Below are 22,341 nucleotides of genomic sequence, written 5' to 3'. Positions count from 1 at the left end.
CCGGTAACAACAGCACGCCTGTATAAGCCGAGCACATCACCCGGTCAATCCTCGGCGGGCTTAACCCTGGCTTAACCGGCATGGCGCAGGTTAGTGGCTCTCCCTTCAGAAACGTTCTTGCCCGCCCTCGATGGCGGGCTTTTTTCTTGTGTGTTTCCGCCGCTGCGGCGCTATACACATGATCGATGAAAAATTCAGTAACGGTTACCGGAGCCCGTGCCAACAGGTTTTCACGAAACACTGACATTCGTGAAGGCAGACTGACTTGGCTTCGATACGTTCTGTTCAACCCGCCCTTTCGGCGGGTTTTCTTTTTTGGGGCAGTGCTTGCAGGCCAGCAACTGACTACCGCACCGGCAACTATGCTCAAGGTGCGGAGGTAAGCCCCATGTGCGGAAGACTTTCACAGTACCGCGGCCTGCATGAGTTCGCCGACACCTTGAACATGGAAGGCGCCTGGCGAAACACGGTCGGTAACCTGCCGCTAGAGCGCTACAACATTGCCCCTTCGACACCGGTGGCCGTGCTTCGGCTGGACCACGCAGGCCCCAGGGCGGACCTGGTCAGATGGGGATGGCGCCCCCATTGGGCAACCGACCGTGCACCGCCGATCAACGCCAGGGCCGAAAAAGTCGCGCACGGCCCGTTCTTTCGGGCGATCTGGCCGCACCGTGCAATCACCCCCGTGGACGGGTGGTTCGAATGGGTTGATGAGGGCGCCCCCAGAAAACAGCCTTATTTCATCAGACGCCGGGACGGACACCCTGCCCTGTGTGCCTCAATCGGCCAATTCACCGGCACTGAACATGACGGCTTCGTGATCATCACCGCCGACGCACTGGGCGGCATGGTCGATGTGCACGACCGACGCCCCGTGGTGCTGGCTCCGGCCCTAGCCCGTGATTGGCTGACTCCAGCAACACCCAGTGAGCAGGCCGAGCAACTGGTGCTCGAACTCGGAGAGCCTGCCGAAACGTTCGAATGGTATCGGGTGGCAGCGGCCATCGGGAATGCGAGGAACCAGGGAAGCGAACTGATCAGGCCGATCTAGCAGGACATGCGGGTGATTGCTCACAGATATATCACCGGTATATATTTGTGATACACATGCAGACACCCTCGAGAAACGCCGAATGAGTCGTACCGACCCGCAGTTCAATCTCCGTCTTCCCGAAGCCCTAAAGGACAAAATTGTTGCGGCAGCGAACGAGAACAAGCGATCCGCTACGGCTGAAATCCTTGCCCGCCTGGAAGACAACCCCACGCCTTTAGCCTATAAAAGCCTTTGCCTGAACACAGCTTTGCCCATCCTTGGCATCCAGAGCCCTCACCGCATCCGCGATGAAAGCAGTACTTACGGAGCACTCAAGGACCTCCTCTATCTGATTCGAAATTCCGGCCGGATCTCTGAGGTTTGGCTTGCTGTGAGAAATGGCGAATACAACCGGTCAGCGCTGACCGTCGTGCTGCATATAGATGGATTTATGCTGCTTGCGGACCACACTCTCCTCACTATTGAACGTCGTGCGCGCGAAGTCGAAGTCGAAGATCTCATTGAGAATCTTGATAGGATCGGGCTTCTCGAAGGAGCCACATCCTTCATCACTCAGAAGGTAAAGAAAACATCGAAGTGGGCGCCAAATGAGGCTGTGTCGTATCTCGCAGATCAACCACGTGAGGTACTGACTCGAGCCACTATTACGCGTTTCCTGAACCTATTCCTTGAGAAGCCTATTGATTTCACCGATGAACAGCTCAATGAATATTTCAGCAAATCAGGTCGTTGAACAAAAGGCAGCCTGTGCCGTAGCTATCCTCGGAGCATAAAGTGCTAGAGCCCACCCTCACTTTCAAATGCCTCGAAGTCACCAAGCGAGACGACGGGTTGATTCGTCGTTACCACTTGGAAGTGCATGACACTCAGAGCGGTAGGACCGTGACAATATCGGTCGACCCTAGGCACCTTGCCTCATTTAGGAGCATGAAGAAAATCCTACTTGAGCAATTCATGTTGTACTCAGCCACAAGGGAAACGCACGATGAGATGCTTCTTGGACTGCGTCCTCCTGCTCCAGTGTCTATCTAGAGCTCGGCCAAGGATCGTGTCCCAGGAAGTGGTGTAACTCATCATGGCTCTGGCCACTGAGTTTGCCGTTTAGTTGATCACGGCCGACAGCTTGGCCTGTGGATTATCGCTGACCGCCTCGAATGCCTCCAACTGCATATAGCGTCGTTGCAGGCACCACTCGTCGTTCTGCTCCAACAGCATCGCGCCTACCAGCCGTGTGATGGCAGGATCGTTGGGAAAGATGCCCAAGACATCGGTGCGACGTTTGATTTCGGCGTTGAGCCGTTCCAGCGGATTGGTGCTGTGCAACTGCTGTCGGTGCGCCTTGGGAAACGCCATGTGCGCCAGCACTTCATCCTCGCAGCCGTCCATGAGCGTTGCGATCTTGGGGTACTTCTCGCGCAGCTGATCGGCAACCAGGCGCCACTGTTGGTGGCATTCGGTGCGGCTGTCCTGGGCGAAAACCGTGCGCAGGAGCGCCGCCACCATGGTGCGCTGGCCCTTGCCGACATGGGCCATGGCGTTACGCATGAAATGCACGCGGCAGCGCTGCCAGGTCGCGTTGAAGACCTTGGAAACTGCTGCCTTGAGGCCTTCGTGGGCATCGGATATGACCAACTTCACTCCACGCAAACCACGTCGCATCAGGCTTCGCAGGAAGTCCGTCCAGAACGGCTCGGCTTCTGACGAGCCAACCCGCATGCCCAGGACTTCACGGCCACCGTCGGTGTTCACGGCCACAGCGATTATGACGGCGACCGAGACGATGCGCCCGGCCTCCCGCACTTTGACGTAGGTGGCATCTATCCAGAGATAGGGCCAGTCGCCTTCAAGCGGTCGGTCAAGGAAGGCGTGAACGCGCTCATCGACCTCACCAGCCAGCCGTGACATTTGGCTTTTGGAGATGCCGGTCATGCCCATGGCTTTGACCAGATCGTCCACCGAACGCGTTGAAACGCCTTGGATGTAGGCTTCCTGGATCACCGCTGCCATCGCCTTCTCGGCGGTCCGTCGAGGCTCGAGAAAGCCAGGAAAGTAGCTGCCTTGGCGCAGCTTCGGGATCTTCAATTCAACGTCGCCAGCGCGAGTTTGCCAGAGGCGATCCCGGTAGCCGTTACGGCTGTTCATCCGGTCGGGGCTTTTGACATCGAAGCCCGCGCCGCACAGGCCTTCGACATCGAACTCCATCATGCGCTGGGCAACAAACTGGATCATTTGCTTGAGCAGATCAGCGTCTGCCCCTTTCTCAACCAACTCGGTCAGTGCGATAGTGGGCTTGGTCATCGAGCTGAACCGGGTCGGGTCAGTGCGGGCGAGGTCACGGATGTGGAAGCTGATCTTGTCCTCGATGGCCTGGGCCTCGGACTTCTTGAACGGGGCGGCCGATGGCCTGCTCGACCTCCCTGATGCATTCGGGTCGCATGGGCTTGCTCCTTGGGGAATGGAGCAAGCCTATGGCTTGGGGATAGACGGTTTCCCGATTATTTAGCGGTAGGGACACTCAGCTGGCGAAGGGCTTTCAGCCAGGCGGAATATCTGAAAGCAACAACAAGCACACTTAAGAAATAAACCACAGTCGTAGGGATCATGAGCCCCCCACAAAGCCCAACTACGTTGATAAGCTCGTTGCGCAAGTCTGCCGCTGCTATTGCCAGCCCTATGAGTGAAAATAGAGCCATGCCGATACCGGAGCCCCAGTAATCAAAGAACTGCTGCCATCCAATACCTTCCTTGCGGTTTCTTTCTGTAGGAATGCAAAGGAACCTCAAAACGTAATAGGCGACACCATTTTCAGCGACATTGAGAGATACGTTAAGTCGTTGCTCAGGAGCCAGTTCAGGTGGGCGCCAGCGGCGCCAGAAGAAACGGACAATCATCGCTTTACCCCTCGGCATGCATGTAACCGCAGCTATGAACGACTGCGCATCCTTTGTCCCAACCTGGTGCTCGGCTTCGATCTCGGCCAGAACCTCATAAGCGCGGGCAGTTGTTGGTTTGCCGTCGGCATCATAGCCGGTATTCACCACCGCTTCCGGATTCCGCGCCACTGCATCACGCAGCATTTGAAGCTCTTGCGGGTCCTGGCTGACCTTCGGTTTGCCCTTGGTCGATTCGACTTTCGTTTGCCCCGATGAAGTTTCTGCCGGATTTGATCCGCTTTTCGCTGGTTGCGATGCAGGTTTCGGCTGAACTGTTTCGGTCTTCAGTTGAGGTTTGGCACGCGGTGGCGGCGGAAGCGTTGCGTCGTGATCGGCAATCAGCCGGTCGATCTCTTCGCGCGCCGATCTCTCGGCTAGGTACTGTCCAGATCATCCAGGATGCGCTGCACGCCTGCCAGCTCGGTGCGTACGTCGCGCACGTTCGGCAGTGCACCAGCGGACTCTGCCTCCAGTTCGCTGCGCTCGGTTGGCTCCAGCTCTTCCCTGGCGGCGACCAGCGCTTCCTCGCGGGTGTCCCTTGCGGCGGATTTTTGCCCGCCATGCGCCGCCTGGGCGCTACTCAAAAGTAGCCATGCTGCGGATTCTGCCGACCGTTTGTCGGTCGCGCAATTCGCGTCGCTGTCCCAGATTTGTCCCAAACGTAGCCAGCCGGCTGCTTGGACACTCGAAGGAGGACATCACGAAGCGCGTCTATCGCCGGGTGGGTGAAGTGGTCAGCCCCACCAAGTAATGCGCTGATGCGGAAACGATGCCTGATTATGCGGAAATGATCGGCTTTTCTGACCCACAAAGAAAAACCCCGCAGACCTAGATCTGCGGGGCTTTCGAATGGTGGAGGCCGAGGTCGGAATCGAACCGGCGTAGACGGATTTGCAATCCGATCTAGGAATTGCCCGCCAATGCGGCCTGCACAACAATATCAGTTCCAAAACAAAATAAAAATTGGCCAGCTGCAAGCCGCATTCTACAAGGGTCGCCATTCAAGTTTTGGAACTGATTTTCACCCCTCCTCCGGCGTTCTGCCGCCCCGTCAGCCGTCCTGACTGACGCTACTCTCACTCCGCTTCACGCTCAGCATGAGCCCACAACCTGGCCGCCTCGGCGAGTTCCAACATCTCGGCCAGCGCCGCCGCATCAACGTCCTGCCGGCGACGTGCGGCCATGGCCATTTCCACCATCACCTCCGCACGGCCATCCGGGTCGGCGTTCAGCGCCACCTGGTCGTTGAGCTCATCCATCCATGGCTGCGGGATGCCCGCCGCACTACTGCGCACGACACCACCACGACTGCGCGTAGAGCACCCCGTCGACCTCCTCCAGGCCGGTGATGTTCATGCCGAGCTGGGCCATGCCGGTCACGCATGCATCATGAAGGCGCGGGATGATGTCAGGCCCCGGGGTCGGGTTGAAGACCCAGGCCTCGATGCAGTACCGGCCGAGCACTTTGCTAAGGCCGTACTCGATGTGCACGTCAGCGCGCATGGGCTGGATCTTCTTGAGCTGATCGCTCGGAATTGCAACGCCGCGTTCGCGGCGCCGGACGAGGAGGAAGTACATGGCGCACCAATACTGTATATAGATACAGTATTTGATCATCCATGCTTATGCCGCACCACTACCGCCCAGCGGCTTGGCCGTCAACGTCAATGCCGCACGAGGGGTTGGTGACCAAGCGTATACAGGTGGTAGTCCGTTACGGCCTGGAACGCCGACTCAGCGATCAGGCTCAGTCGCTCAACCTCTTCTGCTGGCATACCGGCCTCTTGCGCCTCGTGATAGCGCTTCAGTGCCGCAATCGCATCCGCAAACATCGGATGATCAGGGAGAAGTGGCAATGGGGGCTTCTTGCTCATAGCTCTTCGCTCAATGGATCGTGGATGGTGGCTGCCCCGAGGCCAAGAGCTGGAAATCTAAAACGGCTTGGCACAGCGACTCAGCCAATAGGCGAAAGCGCTCCAACTCTTCATTCGGGGCACCATTCTTCTGGGCAGCATGGTAAGCGCGCTGCGCTTCCAATGCCTCCAGGATGAGCGGCTCACCTGCTTCGATCATTCCCTCGATGGTTCGCTTCACGGCACTATCCTAGTAGCTTGACCAGAGCAGTATAGATTGCGGCGATACTCCGATCTTGCTATGACGCAGCGCTATGGTGCAGATTCCATTCTTTCTATCGGAATCAGATCTGCAACGCATACATCGCCTTACGAAAAGGCCCTCCAGGCAGGCGCAAGGAAGCAGTTAGGAATGGACCTCTTGAGAACTCTAAGCGTGCTTTTGCTGGTAATGGCTTGCGCTCCAACGGTGGCACACGAAACGAATGATCCATTCGAAAGCGCGACTTTCGGCACGACAATTCTCCCCTTCATTATCGTTGGCGGCACCACGGCGCTAACGGTCTATGGCCCTTCGAATATGAAGTCGGCAAAGGCCGATGCGCTCGCGTATATCGGCTCCGGTGGCGAGATCCGCGGAGCTCAATTTGAGCAAGCCGTCCGCTACTACCACTCGGCCTATGGCCAGCCGTATATGTCTGATGAGCAGTTAGCGCTGGCGATTGCAAGTTCGCTCTGAGGCTTGCTCATTTCACATCACTTATCGAGGCTGCCATAGGCCTGTTCACATGCCAGTCCAGCTATTCTGGCGCGGTCAAACGCTGCCGCCAGCTCTCCCGCTCGAGCATCAGCCCGCGAGAGCAAGTCGGAGAGCACCATTGCGGCGCGGCGGGCTGCCTCGCTTCGAGCGGCAACGGCGGGATCCGGGCCGGGGCAACCGACAGCGGCGGCGAGTCTGCTGGCTTCGTCGCGCAACCGCTGACCAGCAGCATCAGCCCCAGCAGCAGCGCCATCGGCAATCGTTCGTTGTTCCTGAGCATGCGCCCTTACCTCCTCCTGCGCCTGGGCGCGTCGTTGCTCTTCATCCCGCGCGGCACGCTCGCCAATCACTTCGACCAGCCGATCTCCGCTGTCCCGGTGCGCCGATGCTGCTACGGCATACGCGCGCTCGACCTGGCGACCGTGCTGGTAAACGAGCCAATACGAACTGACAACTGCCAGCAGTGCGATTGCGCACAGGCCCCAGCCTTTCACGCCAACGCCCTCCGTATGCCTTCGGCAAAGACGCCAGGCGGGTACTCGTAGTTTGCGTTCTCGTGCTTGATGATCGCGTGCACCAGACCACGCAGCACCTGCTGGTCCTTGATGCTCGCAATCGGGTCGCTCGGGCCCAGCCCGCAGCGCTGCGCCACAGCACGGATATAAGCGCCGGTGTCGTTCTCCACATCCGGCGCCCAGCGCTTGATGATGGCCGCTACGGTGCGCAGGTCATGCTTGTTGTAGTAGGTCTGCAGCAGCTTGCCGAGTGCGCGGATACCGTTCTCGGGAGTGTCGAAGATGCAGAAGCGGCCTTCAGGCTCCTTACCGATCTGGCCGACCCAGTTGTTTGCCGGGTTGAAATCAATGTTGCCCGGGTTGCAATTGCGTACGCCGCGGGGAAGCAGTTGGGTCATGGGTTTTCTCCAGACAAAAAAATACCGCCAGGCGGCGGTCGGTGGTGTTGGCGTGGATCAGGCCGGTGGCGCGGGCCAATCGATTGTTGCGGGGTAGCCGGCCTGTTCGGGCAAGCGGTTCAGTGCAACGCGGTAGCGCTTCCAGTCTTTCAGCAGAGCGGCTTCTGCTTGAGTCGCATCATCGATGTCGACGGCATCCTGCAGCGGTGCAATCTCTTGATCGGCCTTAGCGCGCCGTAGGGCGATTTCGGATACAGCTTCAGCCAGCACCTGCGCTGCCGCAGCAGCAGCTTTCTGCTCAGCTGTGACCATCTGCGACCAGTCGATCACGCCAGTCATAACCTGGCTGGTGGTTGTTGGATTCTGCCCTGGCAGATGTACCACTCCGTTCGATGGATTGATGATGTCCACGGGGAAGCGGACGCTTTCAGGGGCATCATCGGCGTGAGGCAGTAGCAACGTAACGTCAAGCACACCACCGATCCGCTCCACGGGACCAAAAACGCAGGCCTCCGCGATCGCTGTGCCGGGCAGCGTCGCCCCCTCTGTTACGCGCGAAAAGTCGTAGCGCTGGCCATTGATTTGCAGCTCGTCGCCATCGCGGAAAACAACCAGCCGGGCGCTCGACATGATCGGCAAAAGTTTGATTCGCATCAGAACCACCTCCCCACAGCAACGATGTCGAAGCTGAATGCACCAGTTCCGGTTGTCAGCGGTGATGCCGCAAACCACGGCGTCGCGGAGCTCACCGTTGCCGAGTAAGTCGTTACCCATGCTGCGCGTCCGGCGATATCGCCGTCTTTCACCGTAAAGATGCATCTCGGCACAGCAATAAATGTTGCTGGCAAGCTTGCCCCAACATCACGATATCGAGGGCTCGCACTGCTGCCGCCGCCAGCCCAGGCTCCGGAGGCCACGCTGATCGTCTGGGACGTGATCATCAGCCCGCAGGCAAACTTCCAACACTCGCCGACGGCATTTGTGATGTATTGCATGATTGCCCCTGTCGGGATACCGCCAGACTGGCTCACCTCGCCGACGACGGCAGCTATCGCTGCAGACCCCAGGTTGAGGCCTGCCCTCGCTTCGGCAGGTGTCTTGCCGCCCGTGCCACCCTGGGCCACGCTCAATGCGGTTGTGAGCCCAGACAATCCGGTGATGTCGCTGTTTGCGCCGCGGGCGGCTGCGCCGATGTTCGCCCGTAGCCCAGTGACATCTGCCGGAGTACCCAGGAGGGCAAGCGTTGAGCCGTACTGTTCGACCATTTGACGTAGACGGTCTGCCGATTCCTTCACGTAGCCTTGCATTGGAGCGAGGGCGTACGATCCGCTGGCGACAGTTGACCCCTGATAGGCTGGGAGAATGCTCAGCACCGTAGCGCTGGCGATGTTTGCGACCTCGTACCACCGCCCGTCAGGGCCTTGGAATGCGTCACCGACGCGCGCATTCAATGCGAAGTTGGTCCCGGTACCGGTCACCGTTGTCTGCCCGGCAGTGATCGCCACTGCGCCTTGTCTATACCATGGCATGCGTTGTTTCCTTAAAAGATGGATCTCATTGGCCGAGCGGCAAAAAGTGTTCTTCCGTTCGCAAGTACGGGATTCACACCGTCATTGTTCTCGCAGTACATTTGCAGAACACTCCGGTTCCCCGGAAGAAATCCGCCGAAGTTTATTCTTAAGGGCTGAGTGGTCTGTGTGAGGTTCGTCTGCGAGAACAGGGCGTTGGCAAGAATGAAATCCGCGTAGTTTCCGGTCCACGCCATCTGCTGGCTTGTCGCGTAATAGCCAGGCCTCACGATAGGATCGCCGGCAGTCACAAACGAGTTGGCAGTGGGCTGGCTGTTGAGCGCTGTGAGGTTCATTGTCGACGCGAACAGCCTCTCCCCCGCAGGCCCCCTCACTGAAATACCGTACTGACCCGCCGGCGAGGAATCGGTCATGTAGCTCGCACAGAACCAAGAAATACGGATCGGCAGGTTCCACCCTGCGCCGTGCGCTTCGTTCCGGAAATCCCGCAAACGGAACCCCGTCCAGTTTCCCGGCGAGCCGATGACACTGAACTGCCCGACCATGAAGTAGTCGTTTGCGTTGATGAATATCAGGGGGCGCTCGTATGTAGTGATCGGGGATGGGAAAGATCGGTAGTCGTCTCCTTCAATATTTAAATCACCGCTTCCGTAGATAAATGAGAATTTCCCCGAGTACCGAATAGTGAGTGCTTTGTTCACAGCATCTATTTGCGTAGCGATGCCGTTGTTCTTCGTGCGTATGCCATATGTTCCAGTCGCGCTGTGTTGCTCGCCGCCCTTCGATAGGATCATCACCTGCCAAGTTTTGTTTTGTGGCTGCCGAAGTTGCAGCTGGCCCTCTGTCCACCAGGCCGCCGGCGAGAATGTGAATAGCCCGGCGTCTTCAAGGGTGTCGACAACAACAAATGACTCAGCCTTGATCTCGGGTATAGCGATGTACTGATCGAAAGCCCCATTGCCCACCACTTGCATCATCTTCAGGGAGCGAATCGGCGTCACCGTAGTGTCGAGCGTTACCGCACCGGACGCATCACGCGTTCGGATTCCATATTGTGCAGCCACTACGTAAGCCTCCCCGCCTCAGTGCGAAGCACGCCGGCGCCGTCGTACACGTACAAGCCGCCGTTGTTGATGATGGTCTGGCCGTTTGCATCCTGGCCGCGCAGTGTGAATGCCCCAGTGACCATGTTCAGTTCGATCAGCGGCAAGCCCTGGGCGTTAACTGCCTGGGATCGCAGCGTCATGCCAAGGATGATCTGCTGAATGAACGCTGTGTTGATGAACGCCTGGTTGATGAACACCTGCCCGCCCTGGACAACGAACGGACTCGACAGCGTGCCATTGATCCCGTTGACCACGGCGAAGCGGTCGGCGGAAACAAGGAACTGACTCTGCAGGCCGGCCGGCCCATTCTCGATGCCGAGGCCGATGCCGGCAGCGACGTACTGGCCCTGGGCCGTCAGCTGCATCTTGACCGACCACATCGTGCTGGCCTTGCCGTCGAGCGCGGCCTGGGCCTGGCTGACGGTCTGAACCGTCGCGTTGGTCTGGCCGATCTTGGCGTCCAATGTCTCGGAGCTGCGGGCGAGTGCGTCGGTCTGGGTTGCTCGCACCAGCTGCTCGCGCGCCAAGCCAGCCGTCGCATCCCACAGTTTCAGGGCACCCGCCAGGTCACCCTCGGCATTGTCGTCACGCGCAGAGGCGCGCAGGACCTGCTGGCTCTCTGCTGTGGATGTGACCTTGCCGTCGACTTCTTCGATTTTTGTCGTGTTGGTCGCGACCTGCTGGGCCAGGCCGTTGACCGATTCGACAGACTGGCCGACATCGAGCCACAGCGATGCGTTGGGCGGCGAGTTCGCGCCCGAGGCTTCAGCCGGCACCGGGACCTTGGCCTGATAGATCCGGCCATCGACCACAACCATCTGGCCAACCTCATAGGGCAGCCCCTTGTCGTAGGCCTTCAACCCATCCAAGGCGTCGATCTGGTCCTGCAGGCCGTCGATCTTGTCCTTCAGCTCCTGCCCCAGCATCGACTCGTCGATCTCGCCGCTGATCATGTCGAGGATGGGGCCCGGGTCGGTCTGGGCGATGCCCTGAACAACGGTCGGCGCCACCGGGAACCACGGGCCGATGTTGCCAGTGCGATCAACCAGGCGTGCCCAAAAGAAGAACCGGGCACCCGCGGCCAGGCCGGACATCAGGTACTCAGCCTGGGGATACGCCAGGTCAGCCAGCTTCGTGGCTTGGGCGAGGTCTGTCGTAGCCCCGTGCCAGATCTCGGTGCGCTGAGTGTCCTCTGCCCCAGGAGGCATCCCCCACTTCAGGCGAATCGCGAAGATCTCGCTGGTCGCGGTGAGGTAGGTTACCGCTGGTGGGGTGCCCTCCTTGCCCTTCAACTCGGTGAGCATGGAGCTGCGCCAGGTCGACGTGATATCGAAGGCGCTGACGGCGCGGACGCGCGCGAGGTACTGACCGGCGTAGATGCCTACAACATCGACCGAGGCGGTGCCTGTGCGCTGCAGGCGGATCCAGTTGCCGCTGTCCTTGCGCCACTCCACGTCGTAGGCAACAGCCCCGTCCACGGCCGGCCAGCTGATCGTCATGGTGCTGACGGCAAGGCCCTGGTTGATCGCGTAGCCGGAAGTCAGGGTCACGCTCGCCGGCGGCGGCACGGTCGTCACCGGGATGACGCTGATCGGCCGCTCCTCGAGCTTGGCACCGGTATCGATCGCGGCGAACTTACTCGGGTTGAACTCCAGCGCCGTGATCTCGTACTCGCCCTCGGCGGTGCGCGAGGTCTTCAGCACACGGAACAGCTGGACCGCCAGGTCGTCGGCGTCGATGGCCCACTGCAGCTCGGGCTCCGGCGGCGCGCTGTAGGCCGTGGTCACCGTCACGGCGCGGCCAGCGACCGATTGCACTGTGCGGCCCTGGGCGCTGCCATTGGGCAGGTTGATGATCAGGCGATCGCCGGCCTTGATCTGGGTGTCACGGTCCAAGGTCACGACCTTGCCGGCTGCGGCGGCGATGCGGCCGCCGTTCGGGCGCCCCGACAGCAGCTCGTCCGCCACCGGGATGACATGACCAGGCAGTGGAATGCGCCCTTCCATACCGGTCTTGAAGGTGACGGTTCGGTCCTGGTTGTTACTCAGCAGCGCCCACTTCCCGCGGCGCTGGGCTTCACTGGCCCGCGTGCAGCCGATGGCGGAGATCTCGATGGGCCGGTCCTGGTACCGCCGCTGCAGTTCCAAGTCGGTGACCGGAATCACGTCGGTGTCGTAGTTGTTGCCCGGGTTGTCGTAGCTGACCAGGGCGCGGCTGTAGTGCGTGCTGCGCTCGGCGCCGCCGTAGGTGAACTCACCGTCGATGACGTTGGCGCGGGTGAACACATAGTCGAAGTCCTGCGCGCGCGGCATGTCGGCCTGCATGAACAACGCACCCTGCGCCCAGTACACCATGCCCCGGTAGATCGCCGACAGATCGCGCAGTAAGGTCCAGGCCTCGGCCTTGCCCTGCAGGTTCATGTCGCACAGGAAGCGCGGCTCCTGCCCCCCTACTCCGTCCGGCACCAGTTGGTCGCAGTACTGGGCGATGCGGTACATCTCCCACTTGTCGACCATCCACGACTTGATGCGCTTACCCAGGCCGAAGCGGTCTTCAACGCAGAGGCCGTAGGTGACGAACGCCGGGTTGTTGGTCCAAGCCTGCTTGAAGGTGCCATCCCAGGTGCCGCTGTAGGTCCGGGTGATCGGGTCGTAGTTTGCTGGTACCGGCCAGCGCCGGGCCTTGCACTTCACGGTCACCGACGGGATGTTCTGGAACTGCTCGGCATCGAACTCGATGTAGAGCAGAGCGGTGTTCGGGTAGCGCAGTTTCTGGTCGATGATCTCGGTATAGGCAGCGATGGTCATCGTGTCGGCGACGGCGCCCTTGTTCTGGTTCGGCGTCAGGCGGCGCACGCGGAGGGTCCAGCCGGTCAACGCCTTCGGCAGGTCGACACGCACAGAGCGCTGGTATGTGCTGGTAGTCTTGCCGTCCACCGCGCCCAGGTTGGCTTCCACGAATGCACCGCCGTCGGTGGCCACATCGATGGCGTACTCGATGCGGTAGCCGTTGGTGTCGCCAGTGTTCGGGTCCTGGCTGAGCAGGCGCGGCCAGCTGAAGCGCAGGCGAACCGCCGACAGCTGCGTGTTGCTGAGTGCTCGCGTCCATGGTGCATCGCTGCGCAGCTCGACGCCGACCGACGTTTCGCTCTCAACAGCCGGGATGCCCTGGATGTAGTCCTGCTCGATCGCGCCGCCGCGCCACTCCCATTTCACGCCGGGAAAGTTGACGTTGCCGCTGGCATCCATGATCGGCGTGTTGTCGAGGTAGATGTCGCGGTCCGTCGGCGTGCCGTCGAATTCACCCTCGCCCACCGCCAGCAGCAGCTTGGCGATGTTGGTGGACCGCAGGCTGTCGGGAGCCTCGTACGGAGCCTTTGGCTTCTTCTCGCCGCCCTTGGCGCCAGTAATGTCTCGGGGAAGTGCTGAGCCCATGCTTTCCTCCGGGCAATAAAAAACCGCCCGTAGGCGGTTGCGGAAATTTGCGGCAGTCAGGCAGCATCCAGACCTAGAGTCATTTGAAGCTGTTCACGCCAATACTCGACTTGATGAGTCAGGGCCGGCTTGCGCCCTTTCCATCGGGCAAGCTCCCGACCACTCAAGCTGGCTACTTGCTGCCCGTCGTCTAAGGCTCGGCATGCTCGGTCGAACTGTTGCTTTTCGTTCAGCTCGCCGCGCAGCAGGGCGTCAATGTGAAGATCGCACCAGACGGCAAACTTGAGGTCGAGCCATCGAGCAAATGCCACTGCCAGCTTCGGATGAAACCATGTGCCGCCGCCACGATCCGAGCGCGCCTTGCTCGTTTCTACAAGTGATCCAGCGTCACATGTAAGCGCCTCGGCAAGCGCATTGAGGTATTCCTTTGTCTCGCCCTGCTTAAGCCAGTCAACCGGCCGCTTGCCGAATCGCTTGGCCACATCGGTGGCGTTGATCCAGCCTTCACTGTTGAATCGAACAGCTTGGCCTTGGTAGTGAAACGGAATGACATTGTTCATGATCAGCTCCTTCCGCCTAATAGAGAAGGAAGTGCAGGCAGGGGCGTAGGCGGAGCAAACCGACCCTTTTCGGTTGATCTGACCTAGCCTGCACCGGTATCCCCAAGGGGATTCGCGGGCACAAAAAAGCCCCGATACGCTTACGCGACCAGGGCTCAGGCATTTCTTAAAGGCACAAAAAAAGCGCCATCAGGCGCCTACTTGATCCAACTTGTACCACATAGCTGAAAACTACTGGAAAAGGCTCACCAGGTCAATCGGCTACGCCTTGTCCTCGGCGTAGATGGATGCCGAAATGATCGCCCCACCCCACCGGCGTTCACCGATGCAGATCGGCACAGGGTTGCCGCTGGCGGTGGTGTTCTTTGCGCTGCCGAAGGCGTAGGACGGCAGGTTCTCAGGCGCAGCGCTCTGTGACAGACCTTTGGCCTGGGGGCTGAGCATCTGGATGACGCCGCCGGCAACGTTTGCCGCACCTGCTGCATACAAAGCGCTGACAGCTGGACCGGAGAAAAACCCAAATGGGTTAAAATATGCCACCGCGATTAAGACTGCTCCAAGAACGGTTTGCAGCATGCCGCCACGCTTGCTCCCCGCAACGATAGGCACAAACCAAAGCTCACTGGCACCGCCAAGATCAAGATCACGTTCACCAATATTCTTGCCATTTTTGAAGACTGCAAAATGTAGCCCTCTGCCTTCCGCCTCGATCAAGTCACGAGCAAAGCCAGGATGGTTTACATCTATAGCTTTCGCTGCTTCTCTCGGATCACCACGATCCAGCAGTAGGCTGTGGTACTTACCGTACTTCCGCCCCAAAAAGCCGCCCAAACGGATTTTGGTCCTTGGCGTGTAGTGAGCTGCTGTCATCACGTGCCCTCCAGGCATAAAAAAACCTCCCGAAGGAGGCTTGATGAAAAATGGCGCTGTCAGCTTGCGCAGGATTTCACGACCACTAGGACCTTATCGCTCGGTGCCTGCCAGGTTCGATGAAATCTGTAGGAAACCTTCGATGTCGTAGCCCCTAAAGGCACGACGTCTGCGACATGCCATGGAGACTCTGGGTTCGGAGCTATGACACTAAACCCGCGACCAGACTTCTGAAGCACACCGCCGACGCTTCCGCCTATCAGCGAGGTCGACTGCCATCCGTCGCGTATACATTCAGCCGTCTGCTCAGCCGACTTTTGCGATATGAGGGAAAGCACAGGAGGGTTTGCCCGAATATCAGCAACATTCGCACACCCCGCCAGCAACGCCAGCCCAACCGCCCCGACCAGAATTCGCATGTCATCCCTCCTTGTTGAGGCCCGCAATCTACCACAGCCACGCCGGGCACGACGCAGTATGCGCTGCAGGTCGCTGAGCTTCACTTGTTCAGTTCGTTTCGGTCCAGACTGCCAACTCATAGCCATCATGGTCGGTGAAGTGGAACCTCTTTCCGCCTGGGAACGAAAACACCTCTCGACTGATCTTGCCGCCTGCAGCCATGACCCTGCTCTGGGCATCAGCGAGGTCGTCTGAATACAAGATGATCAGCGGACCGCCTGGCCTGACAGGCTCGCCAGTGCTAAAGCCGCCAGTGAGTCTACCGTCGCTGAACTCGGTGTATGTTGGGCCGTAGTCGACGAAAGTCCAACCGAACACCGCGCCGTAAAAACCCTTACTGCGCTTGATGTTGCTGACGTTGAACTCAATGTTGTCGATCTGGCGATCCTTTCCTCTCTTGCTCATTGGCACCTCCCTGTTGGAGATCGAAATCTACCACAGCCAGCTTGAAGCCAGCGCCAGCCGACAAGCGACCCAGGCAATACTGCCATTCGGACTATCCTTACCCATCTCAACCACTCACGCGAAGGGTGCCGAGATGCCCGAGAATGAGAAGCGGAGATTTGCCGAGGCTTTGAGGCACTGGGCTGAGGCCGTTGAGGCCATGCGGGCCAGCGAGCGTGCCGAGGCGATCGCCACTGTCGAGGAGCTGGAGAAGCTGCACCTGCGACGGGCTCTCCACGCCAGCGCCTTGGGGAAGCACCACTCAGGGAAGCGTCGGCTTTAGGGTGATGCACGCCAGGTATAAAATAGCCCAGTGCGGGGCTGGGCTTCTGTTCGACGCACCGACGTTAGAGAGATCGCAACTCAGTGCATGCCTTAGCGATGCAATATGGGATGACGGCCCAAGCCAGTCCCATTGCAGCAGCGGCCGCCTCCTGCGGAGCGCTGGTTGCCGTGTGCATCCCAGTAAAACCGATGATCGCGCCGATCAGCGACATGATGATGGTGACGATCCACATGAACTTGGCCACTTGCACTTTTCCTTTGCTGGTTCGGCCAAGGCAGAACGCCTTCGACCTTGGTGAGGCGTTGAATCTAATGCTCACCTGGCGAAGCGTCAATTTGCCATCATAATTCTGTCCACCCATCCACCCTGGACGGAAAGCCAGTAACCGGCCGAGCCGGGGCCGTAGTAGCGTTGTGCCTCCCAACGAACCGCCCCGGTCCGTTGCCGGAAAGCCCATGGACTGGGGCAAGATGACCTAGGAGGTCAAATGCAAACCGTAGAACATCGTCTCGCCGCTCTTGAACAGGCAGCCAACACCGTATCGGCTGTGACGCTGAACGCGCTTGGCGCAATCATCAATGCTGTGACCAAGCTGGATTCTGTTGACCGGCAAGCGCTGTGGGATGACCTTGAATCCTACAAGGCAACCCAAATCCAAGGCGGCAGTCAGGCCAACTACTTGGACATGCTCAACTTCTTGCAGTCGAAAGTTTCCTGACAGATCTTCGGCGCCGGTGCGGCAGCACTTGGCGCCCCCTCACCCAAGCCGATGCCCGCGACTACAACCTTGCCGCTCTTGGTGGTTTCAAGCACAAGTTTCATTTCATCACTCCTGCGGCCTGGCCGCTTCATTTAGCGCCCCGATGGCGCAGTACAAGGCGCGTTCGGTCGAGCCAAGGCCCGCCAAACACGATGATTTCTGATGGTCTGCCGTACAAGTGGTGCAGCAGGAACGGGCCAGGACCGTACAGGTCGGCCTGCTCGCCGGGCAGCTTTGGGTCGGCACCCAGGTAAATACCGGCATGGTTCGGGTGTGCCGTCCGGCCCACGGCCATGACGATCATGTCGCCGTACTCAGGCCGGTCCACCTGGTAGAAGCCGGCAGCCTCGTAGGCCTGCTCGTACAGGCTCGGCCCGCCTGCCTGCTCCCACCAGCCATCCTCTCGGGCATAGGCGGGAAAGGTCAGGCCCCACTCGCGCCGGTACCAGTCGGCGCAAACCTGCCAGCAGTCCCAGGCGCCGTGCACGAACGGGCGCCCCAGCAGCGGCGTTTCGCCGGTGGGGGTGATCGTGCGCAGGTCGCCCTCCGGCCAGGACAGGATATGCCATGGCAGGCCGGTGGCCTCGCACATGGCCAGGTCGCGCGGCGACGGCCTGCTGGTTGCATCTGGGTGCGAGTGCACGATGCCGATTACCTGGCCCTGGTCTTCCGCCTCGGCGTACTGCTCAGGCGCGATGCGGAATTCTTCGGTCGGCTCGGTGGCCACGTTCACGCAAGGAAAGTAGACCTGCTTCCGGCCCACGGCCAGAATCAGCCCACAACACTCGCGCGGGTGCTCCGCAGCGGCGTGCGCCTGCACGGCGGCGAGGATGTGTTTCAGCATGGTCAGCTCCTGGCGATCAGGGAGACGGCTGGAAACCCGCCGAAGTTGAGCTGGTTTCCCTGCCCGAAGCGAACGGCACAGCCGGTATCCAGGCAACCATTGCACTGATCCTTGGCGGGATCGTCAGTGGGGTTGCCGTCAAAGTCGAAGTAAGGCCCGGTGTAGCCGCAGTTCGGCCCACGGTAGCCGTTGGTCATGGCCCAGTGGCACAGCTGGGTCATCTGCCGGCCGATGCTCTCGCCGCCGACATCCCCCGGGCTGGCCAACTCCCACGACACCGTGGTCCCGTTCTCAGAAACCTTCTGGTCGATGTACCAGACCTCTGTGCTCTCCTCTGTCGGGTCGGCCTCAGGGTTCCCGCCTGGAAAATTCGCTGCGTCCAAGTAGCGTTTCAGCGTGTGCCGAATGGTCAGTTTGAACTCGAGCAGGTTGTCGAAGGCCAGGCACAGAGCAGTGATCCGCCCGCCAACGTTGCCGACCGAGATCGTCGGGCGCACGGCGGTACCATCCGAGTTCGCCTCGATGCCCTCGATATGCATCGGCCAGGCGCCATACTCACTGCCCTGCCACCAGATGGATTTGGCTGGCAGCTGGTCGGCATTGGCGCCTGCTGCTGCCAGTTCCATGGGCGTGTGCGGGATCGCATGCCCATGGAAGCGCAGAATGTCGGCGCCCCAGTCCGAGCCGTCGAGCTCGAACAGCAGCACCTCGCTGCCCGGCTGGAGCAGCTGGATGTCTTTGATCAGTGACATGGTGATTCCTTACGGGTGGAAGGCTCGGCGGAAGGTCGCGGTGACCTTGAATTGCTCGCCTCCCATGGGGGTCGGCTTGGGGTCGACGCAGGTGAACAGGCCCAGCTCGCCGAGCGGGGTGTTCCAGAGGAAGGCCTTCGCGCCGGCGTGCCGGTCGAAAAAGGCCATGACCTCCAGCACCCGGGACTTCCTGCCGGTGATGGTCACCGGGTAGCTGTCTTCCTTGTTGTTCGGGCCATCACCTACGACCTGCCGGTATCCGCCGCCGAAGCGAGACTCCCGCACCCGGTATTGGATGTCGGGCGTCTCGCCGCGCTCGGTGGGCCAGCGAAAGGTTTCGATTGCCATCAGGCTCTCCCTTTGATTGCGCGCCAGGTGGCTCCGCTTGGACCAAGCGTCTTCCGCTCGTTGCTGGCGATCTCGGCGCGCACCATCTGGAGGAACTGAGGTGCCAGTTTTTGCCCAAGCTCGGTATCAGCTTCCACGTCGCCCGACCCGTCGCGGTTGATATTGATGGTGATCTCCATCTTCTGCTCCGTGCCGGCACTCGACGCCCCCGAGGTGCCACCCATAGCGCGCACCCCGAGGTTGCCATCCGGCGCCCGGGTCAGCGGCATGATTGCCTCTGGCCCCGCCTCGCCGAATACCCCTGCCCCTTTCGCGAATGCGAAGAACTGTGGCGTGTCATGCACCTGGTTGCTGAAGCTAGATAGGCTAGGCGAGTCATAGACACCACCCTTGGCGTTTTGGACGAAGCCGCCCTCGCTGAATCCGCTCGTGCTTACAGTCTGGCCACCGGGGGTAAAGTAGGATCCAGCTACAGAACCCAAGATGCTGCCTGCGATCCCTGCGATAGCTCGCTGGGTAGCAATGCGCGCCATGTCCGCCAGGATCGACTTGGTAAAGTCAGCGAACGAGAACTTTCCTGTCATCGCGAAGTTCACCACCGCGTCTTCCATGGAGCTGAACGCATTGGTGAACAGCGTTCTGGTTTGGCCCGCTACGTCACGCGCCTGCTCCAGGTAGTTCTGGAAGGCCGACGACGCCCCCTTGCGCCAGTCGCCCTGGGCCGCCGTCATCTGGTCGTAGTTGGCGATGGTGGTTGCCTGCAGGTCCTTCTCCGTCTTGCCTAAGGCCGCCAGCTTCTGGCTGTACTCATCGAGGCTCATGCCGCGAGAGCCGTCACCATATTGGTTGGCCAGGTCCAGGCGCTGCTGGTTCATGCGGTCGGTGATGCCGTTCTGCTGATCCTGCAGGCCCCGCTGGCGATCGCCGAGCCCAAGGCCGTCAGCGGAGCGCTGCCCTTGCAGCCTCAGTGCCAGGACCTGCTGGTCGAGCGCATCGGTGTAGGTCTGCACAGCTCTGGCCTGCTTAGCCAGCCGGCCCTGCTCATTGGTCGCCAGCACCGCGAGCTCGGTGTCGGCGTCCTTCTGCGCCTTGACCATTGCGGTGCGGGCATCGGCGATCTTCTGGTCAAGCTGGATGCGCTGTTGTGCCGATGTGGTGCTACGCCCCTTCGCCTCCTCCAGGGCGTTGATCTCCGCCTCGTAAGCGTTGGTGACCTCGCCCTTCTGCTGCTCAATCAGTGCCGTGCGCTGGGCAGCATAGGACTCCTCAGAGATCAGGCCGGCCCGCTGGGTGGCGTCCAGTTCTTTTTGATAGTTCCTGTACTCGCCGAGAATCCTCGTCAGCGCGTTCTTTTGGTCATTGAAACCAGTCAAATCAACCTCAGACGTTCGCCCTGTCCCCTTCTTCCGCGCATCTGTAATTCGCTTCTGCAGGTCCTTTTCCGCCTGGGCATACATTTTCTTCGTATCGCCATCGAAGCTGTTGTTGGCAATATTCTTGTCTCGCGCCTTTCGGAGCTTGTCGAGGCGATCTTCCAGCTTGGCGACCTCACTCCGAGCCGCCTCTGCCTCCTTGCTGATCAACTGGATCCCCAGAACAGCTGCGCTCTGGCGGTCCTGCTCCGTCTTCCGGGCGGTTTGACGGTTCAGCTTTTCCTGCTGCGAAAGTCGCAGCGAACTCAACTGGGCCTCGGATTCGTCAAGCTTGGCCTTCGCATCGGTGTCTTCGGGGTTACCTTTCAGCGCACTGCGGGCCGCTGCTGCTCGCCGTTCAAGCTCTGTCAGCTGCTGCGAGACAGTGGTTTCCCGGCCAACATTCTTGATTGCATCAAGAGTCGCGCTAGCCTCGTCCTTGATGTTCTTCCAGGCCTTCTCGATGCTGCCAAGGTTGTTGGTGATCTGCTCCGCCCGCGTTTTTACAGTGTCCGCGTAGGTGTCGGTCAACAATTTGGTCGCACCGATTTCGTTGCCCTGCTCCTTCAGCGCAACAATTTGCGAATACACCGATGCAGTGAGGAAGTGATACTGGTCGTTGAGCGTCTTGGCCGCCCTCACAGGGTCGTCAGCGATCTTGACGAACTCGGCGATGGTGGCATCGAACGCCTTTCCGGTGGCGTCCTCCATGGCGACTGCAGCATTCGCGATGCCTTCAAAGCTGGCCTCTGCAATCTTCCCGTTACCGGCAAGCTTGGCGATGATTTCAGCGGCATCACCTATCGTGCCGTTGACATCGCGGACCCTACGAGCCATGTCGCCCAAGGCATCTGCGCTGATACCAGCGTAGTTTCCGGTCAATACAAGGGCGTCACCGAACCTGTCGGCTTCCTCGCTCCCCTTCTTGTAGCCATAGATCAATGCGCCAATGGTTGCGGCAAGTGCAGCAGCAGCCACAGATGCGATACCCAACCCTGATGCAAGCGGCGGGGTCGCCGAGGACATGGCATCTGCCGCGTCCTTCGCGTTTTTCGCCGCGTCGGCCGCAGTGTTGGCACTATCAGCCATATCGCCCAGGCTTTCGCCCGCAGCCTCCGCTCCTTCAGCGGCAGCTTTGCCTCCGGTACCGACTACCTCGAGTGCATCACCTACAGTTCCAATCCCTCCGCCCAGACCAAGCACAGACTTGATCTTCGCGCCAAGCACATCGATTGTCGGGCCTATACCGCCGAACGAGTCAGCAATCTGGCCGCCCTGCTGGATCAATACCAGCAGCGGATTTTGACCGCCGGCCAAGCTGGTGAAAATGTCGGTGAATTGGGCCGGTAACTGACGCAGCGCCGCCTGAGTCTGCCCTGTCGATACGCCAGCTTGATGCATGCCCTCGCTGAACTCGCCCAGTTTCTGCCGACTGGTTTCGATTCTTGCGCTGTACTCGCGGAACGTGTCTGCGTCGATCAAGCCCGCATTGCGGTACTTCTGCAGGTCGGCCTGCTGCTTGTCGAGCTTGTCGAGGGCCGACACTACAGGGTTGATCTTGCCGAGCAAGTCCTGCAAGCCCTCGGCCTGAAGGCCGGTAGTGGCCGCCGCCCTCTTTGCGGTTTCCGCAAGACGGTCCTCGGTTTCGATGATCGCTCGGCCGCGGGCATTGATCTGCTCCTGGTAGGCGGACCAATCAGCAGCTGAAGCCTTCGCAGATCCCATGGCGGCGCCGGCACCGGTAACACTTGCGGCCAGCGACTTGTGATAATCGCTAGCTTCCAATGAGGCTTTGGCCATCGCCGTCAGGCGGGCCATTGCATCATCGGTCGTTTCCGCGACCTTGGCTTCGGCCGTTGCGAGCCCCCCAGCAGCCGATGCTGCCTTCCCGAAACCCGCCGCCAGGCTATCGGCAGCCTGCTCTGCCCTGCCGCCCGCCTGCGCCAGGAGGTCTAAGTTGTCCTTCGCCTCAACGGCATCTCCGGAATCAATCTGCAGACCGAGAGAGGCAATGGTGGTCATGA

At 60.1% G+C, this 22,341-nt stretch carries 25 protein-coding genes; 4 read left to right on the top strand and 21 right to left on the bottom strand.

Annotation, left to right across the window (positions count from 1 at the left end; genetic code table 11):
• The first annotated feature begins 388 nt into the window (after window positions 1-388).
• A complete protein-coding gene (locus NGM28_RS04440; protein WP_252088920.1) occupies window positions 389-1,051 on the top strand; it encodes an SOS response-associated peptidase in 663 nt (220 codons plus the stop codon).
• Between the two features lie 82 nt (window positions 1,052-1,133).
• Complete coding sequence (locus NGM28_RS04435) at window positions 1,134-1,787, top strand: Arc family DNA-binding protein (protein WP_252088827.1); 654 nt, start codon at window positions 1,134-1,136, stop codon at window positions 1,785-1,787.
• A 368-nt stretch (window positions 1,788-2,155) separates the two neighbouring features.
• Here NGM28_RS04435 and NGM28_RS04430 read toward each other — a convergent pair whose 3' ends face one another.
• From NGM28_RS04430 to NGM28_RS04400, 7 genes are all read right to left on the bottom strand, one after another.
• Window positions 2,156-3,352, bottom strand: coding sequence for an IS256 family transposase (locus tag NGM28_RS04430; RefSeq protein ID WP_252088826.1), 1,197 nt, complete (start codon window positions 3,350-3,352; stop codon window positions 2,156-2,158).
• 197 nt (window positions 3,353-3,549) lie between these two features.
• Window positions 3,550-4,131, bottom strand: coding sequence for a hypothetical protein (locus tag NGM28_RS04425; protein WP_252088825.1), 582 nt, complete (start codon window positions 4,129-4,131; stop codon window positions 3,550-3,552).
• A 230-nt stretch (window positions 4,132-4,361) separates the two neighbouring features.
• On the bottom strand, window positions 4,362-4,571 hold the full coding sequence (locus NGM28_RS04420; protein WP_252088824.1) for a hypothetical protein: 210 nt from the start codon (window positions 4,569-4,571) through the stop codon (window positions 4,362-4,364).
• A gap of 492 nt (window positions 4,572-5,063) precedes the next feature.
• Window positions 5,064-5,282 carry a hypothetical protein gene (locus tag NGM28_RS04415; protein WP_502943821.1) on the bottom strand — a complete coding sequence of 73 codons (219 nt, stop codon included), beginning with the start codon at window positions 5,280-5,282 and terminating at the stop codon, window positions 5,064-5,066.
• Window positions 5,272-5,565 carry a hypothetical protein gene (locus NGM28_RS04410; RefSeq protein WP_240063498.1) on the bottom strand — a complete coding sequence of 98 codons (294 nt, stop codon included), beginning with the start codon at window positions 5,563-5,565 and terminating at the stop codon, window positions 5,272-5,274. Before NGM28_RS04410 ends, NGM28_RS04415 begins: the two co-directional genes overlap by 11 nt.
• Window positions 5,566-5,651: 86 nt before the next feature.
• Window positions 5,652-5,861, bottom strand: a complete 210-nt coding sequence (locus tag NGM28_RS04405) for a hypothetical protein (protein WP_240063497.1) — start codon at window positions 5,859-5,861, stop codon at window positions 5,652-5,654.
• 10 nt (window positions 5,862-5,871) lie between these two features.
• Window positions 5,872-6,081, bottom strand: a complete 210-nt coding sequence (locus NGM28_RS04400; RefSeq protein WP_240063496.1) for a hypothetical protein — start codon at window positions 6,079-6,081, stop codon at window positions 5,872-5,874.
• A gap of 171 nt (window positions 6,082-6,252) precedes the next feature.
• On the opposite strand from NGM28_RS04400, the gene NGM28_RS04395 reads away from it, so the two are divergent.
• Entirely contained in the window at window positions 6,253-6,579 is a 327-nt protein-coding gene (locus NGM28_RS04395) for a DUF2388 domain-containing protein (RefSeq protein WP_240063495.1), read from the top strand.
• A 17-nt stretch (window positions 6,580-6,596) separates the two neighbouring features.
• Here the strand turns inward: NGM28_RS04395 and NGM28_RS04390 are convergent, their stop codons facing one another.
• From NGM28_RS04390 to NGM28_RS04345, 10 genes are all read right to left on the bottom strand, one after another.
• Window positions 6,597-7,094 carry a DUF2514 domain-containing protein gene (locus NGM28_RS04390; RefSeq protein WP_240063494.1) on the bottom strand — a complete coding sequence of 166 codons (498 nt, stop codon included), beginning with the start codon at window positions 7,092-7,094 and terminating at the stop codon, window positions 6,597-6,599.
• Window positions 7,091-7,513: a structural protein gene (locus tag NGM28_RS04385; RefSeq protein WP_240063493.1), complete on the bottom strand. Its 423-nt coding sequence runs from the start codon at window positions 7,511-7,513 to the stop codon at window positions 7,091-7,093. The genes NGM28_RS04390 and NGM28_RS04385 overlap by 4 nt, the downstream gene beginning before the upstream one ends.
• Before the next feature lie 57 nt (window positions 7,514-7,570).
• Window positions 7,571-8,167 carry a tail fiber assembly protein gene (locus NGM28_RS28660; RefSeq protein ID WP_286088892.1) on the bottom strand — a complete coding sequence of 199 codons (597 nt, stop codon included), beginning with the start codon at window positions 8,165-8,167 and terminating at the stop codon, window positions 7,571-7,573.
• On the bottom strand, window positions 8,167-9,042 hold the full coding sequence (locus NGM28_RS04375; RefSeq protein ID WP_252088823.1) for a phage tail protein: 876 nt from the start codon (window positions 9,040-9,042) through the stop codon (window positions 8,167-8,169). The genes NGM28_RS28660 and NGM28_RS04375 overlap by 1 nt, the downstream gene beginning before the upstream one ends.
• An 11-nt stretch (window positions 9,043-9,053) precedes the next feature.
• Window positions 9,054-10,106 (bottom strand): hypothetical protein, encoded by a 1,053-nt coding sequence (locus NGM28_RS04370; protein WP_252088822.1) that lies wholly within the window; start codon window positions 10,104-10,106, stop codon window positions 9,054-9,056.
• Window positions 10,106-13,582 carry a TipJ family phage tail tip protein gene (locus tag NGM28_RS04365; protein ID WP_252088821.1) on the bottom strand — a complete coding sequence of 1,159 codons (3,477 nt, stop codon included), beginning with the start codon at window positions 13,580-13,582 and terminating at the stop codon, window positions 10,106-10,108. Before NGM28_RS04365 ends, NGM28_RS04370 begins: the two co-directional genes overlap by 1 nt.
• A 56-nt stretch (window positions 13,583-13,638) precedes the next feature.
• Complete coding sequence (locus NGM28_RS04360; RefSeq protein ID WP_252088820.1) at window positions 13,639-14,142, bottom strand: KilA-N domain-containing protein; 504 nt, start codon at window positions 14,140-14,142, stop codon at window positions 13,639-13,641.
• A 261-nt stretch (window positions 14,143-14,403) separates the two neighbouring features.
• Window positions 14,404-15,012 carry a tail assembly protein gene (locus NGM28_RS04355; protein WP_252088819.1) on the bottom strand — a complete coding sequence of 203 codons (609 nt, stop codon included), beginning with the start codon at window positions 15,010-15,012 and terminating at the stop codon, window positions 14,404-14,406.
• A gap of 507 nt (window positions 15,013-15,519) precedes the next feature.
• Window positions 15,520-15,876, bottom strand: a complete 357-nt coding sequence (locus NGM28_RS04350) for a VOC family protein (protein WP_252088818.1) — start codon at window positions 15,874-15,876, stop codon at window positions 15,520-15,522.
• 386 nt (window positions 15,877-16,262) lie between these two features.
• Window positions 16,263-16,445, bottom strand: a complete 183-nt coding sequence (locus NGM28_RS04345) for a hypothetical protein (RefSeq protein WP_252088817.1) — start codon at window positions 16,443-16,445, stop codon at window positions 16,263-16,265.
• 243 nt (window positions 16,446-16,688) lie between these two features.
• On the opposite strand from NGM28_RS04345, the gene NGM28_RS04340 reads away from it, so the two are divergent.
• Window positions 16,689-16,919, top strand: coding sequence for a hypothetical protein (locus NGM28_RS04340; protein ID WP_240063478.1), 231 nt, complete (start codon window positions 16,689-16,691; stop codon window positions 16,917-16,919).
• Window positions 16,920-17,049: 130 nt separating this feature from the next.
• Here NGM28_RS04340 and NGM28_RS04335 read toward each other — a convergent pair whose 3' ends face one another.
• Genes NGM28_RS04335 through NGM28_RS04320 form a run of 4 tightly spaced genes read right to left on the bottom strand, consistent with a single transcriptional unit; the run spans window position 17,050 to window position 22,339 of the window.
• Window positions 17,050-17,805, bottom strand: coding sequence for a C40 family peptidase (locus NGM28_RS04335; RefSeq protein WP_252088816.1), 756 nt, complete (start codon window positions 17,803-17,805; stop codon window positions 17,050-17,052).
• A gap of 2 nt (window positions 17,806-17,807) precedes the next feature.
• On the bottom strand, window positions 17,808-18,557 hold the full coding sequence (locus NGM28_RS04330) for a phage minor tail protein L (protein WP_252088815.1): 750 nt from the start codon (window positions 18,555-18,557) through the stop codon (window positions 17,808-17,810).
• Window positions 18,558-18,566: 9 nt separating this feature from the next.
• Window positions 18,567-18,905 (bottom strand): phage tail protein, encoded by a 339-nt coding sequence (locus NGM28_RS04325; RefSeq protein WP_252088814.1) that lies wholly within the window; start codon window positions 18,903-18,905, stop codon window positions 18,567-18,569.
• Window positions 18,905-22,339 carry a phage tail tape measure protein gene (locus tag NGM28_RS04320; protein WP_252088813.1) on the bottom strand — a complete coding sequence of 1,145 codons (3,435 nt, stop codon included), beginning with the start codon at window positions 22,337-22,339 and terminating at the stop codon, window positions 18,905-18,907. The genes NGM28_RS04325 and NGM28_RS04320 overlap by 1 nt, the downstream gene beginning before the upstream one ends.
• Between the last annotated feature and the right edge of the window lie 2 nt (window positions 22,340-22,341).

Source organism: Pseudomonas sp. MWU13-3659 (genome assembly GCF_023757525.1).
GTDB classification, from domain to species: Bacteria; Pseudomonadota; Gammaproteobacteria; order Pseudomonadales; family Pseudomonadaceae; genus Aquipseudomonas; species Aquipseudomonas entomophila_E.
This window is presented reverse-complemented; position numbering and strand designations above follow the sequence as displayed.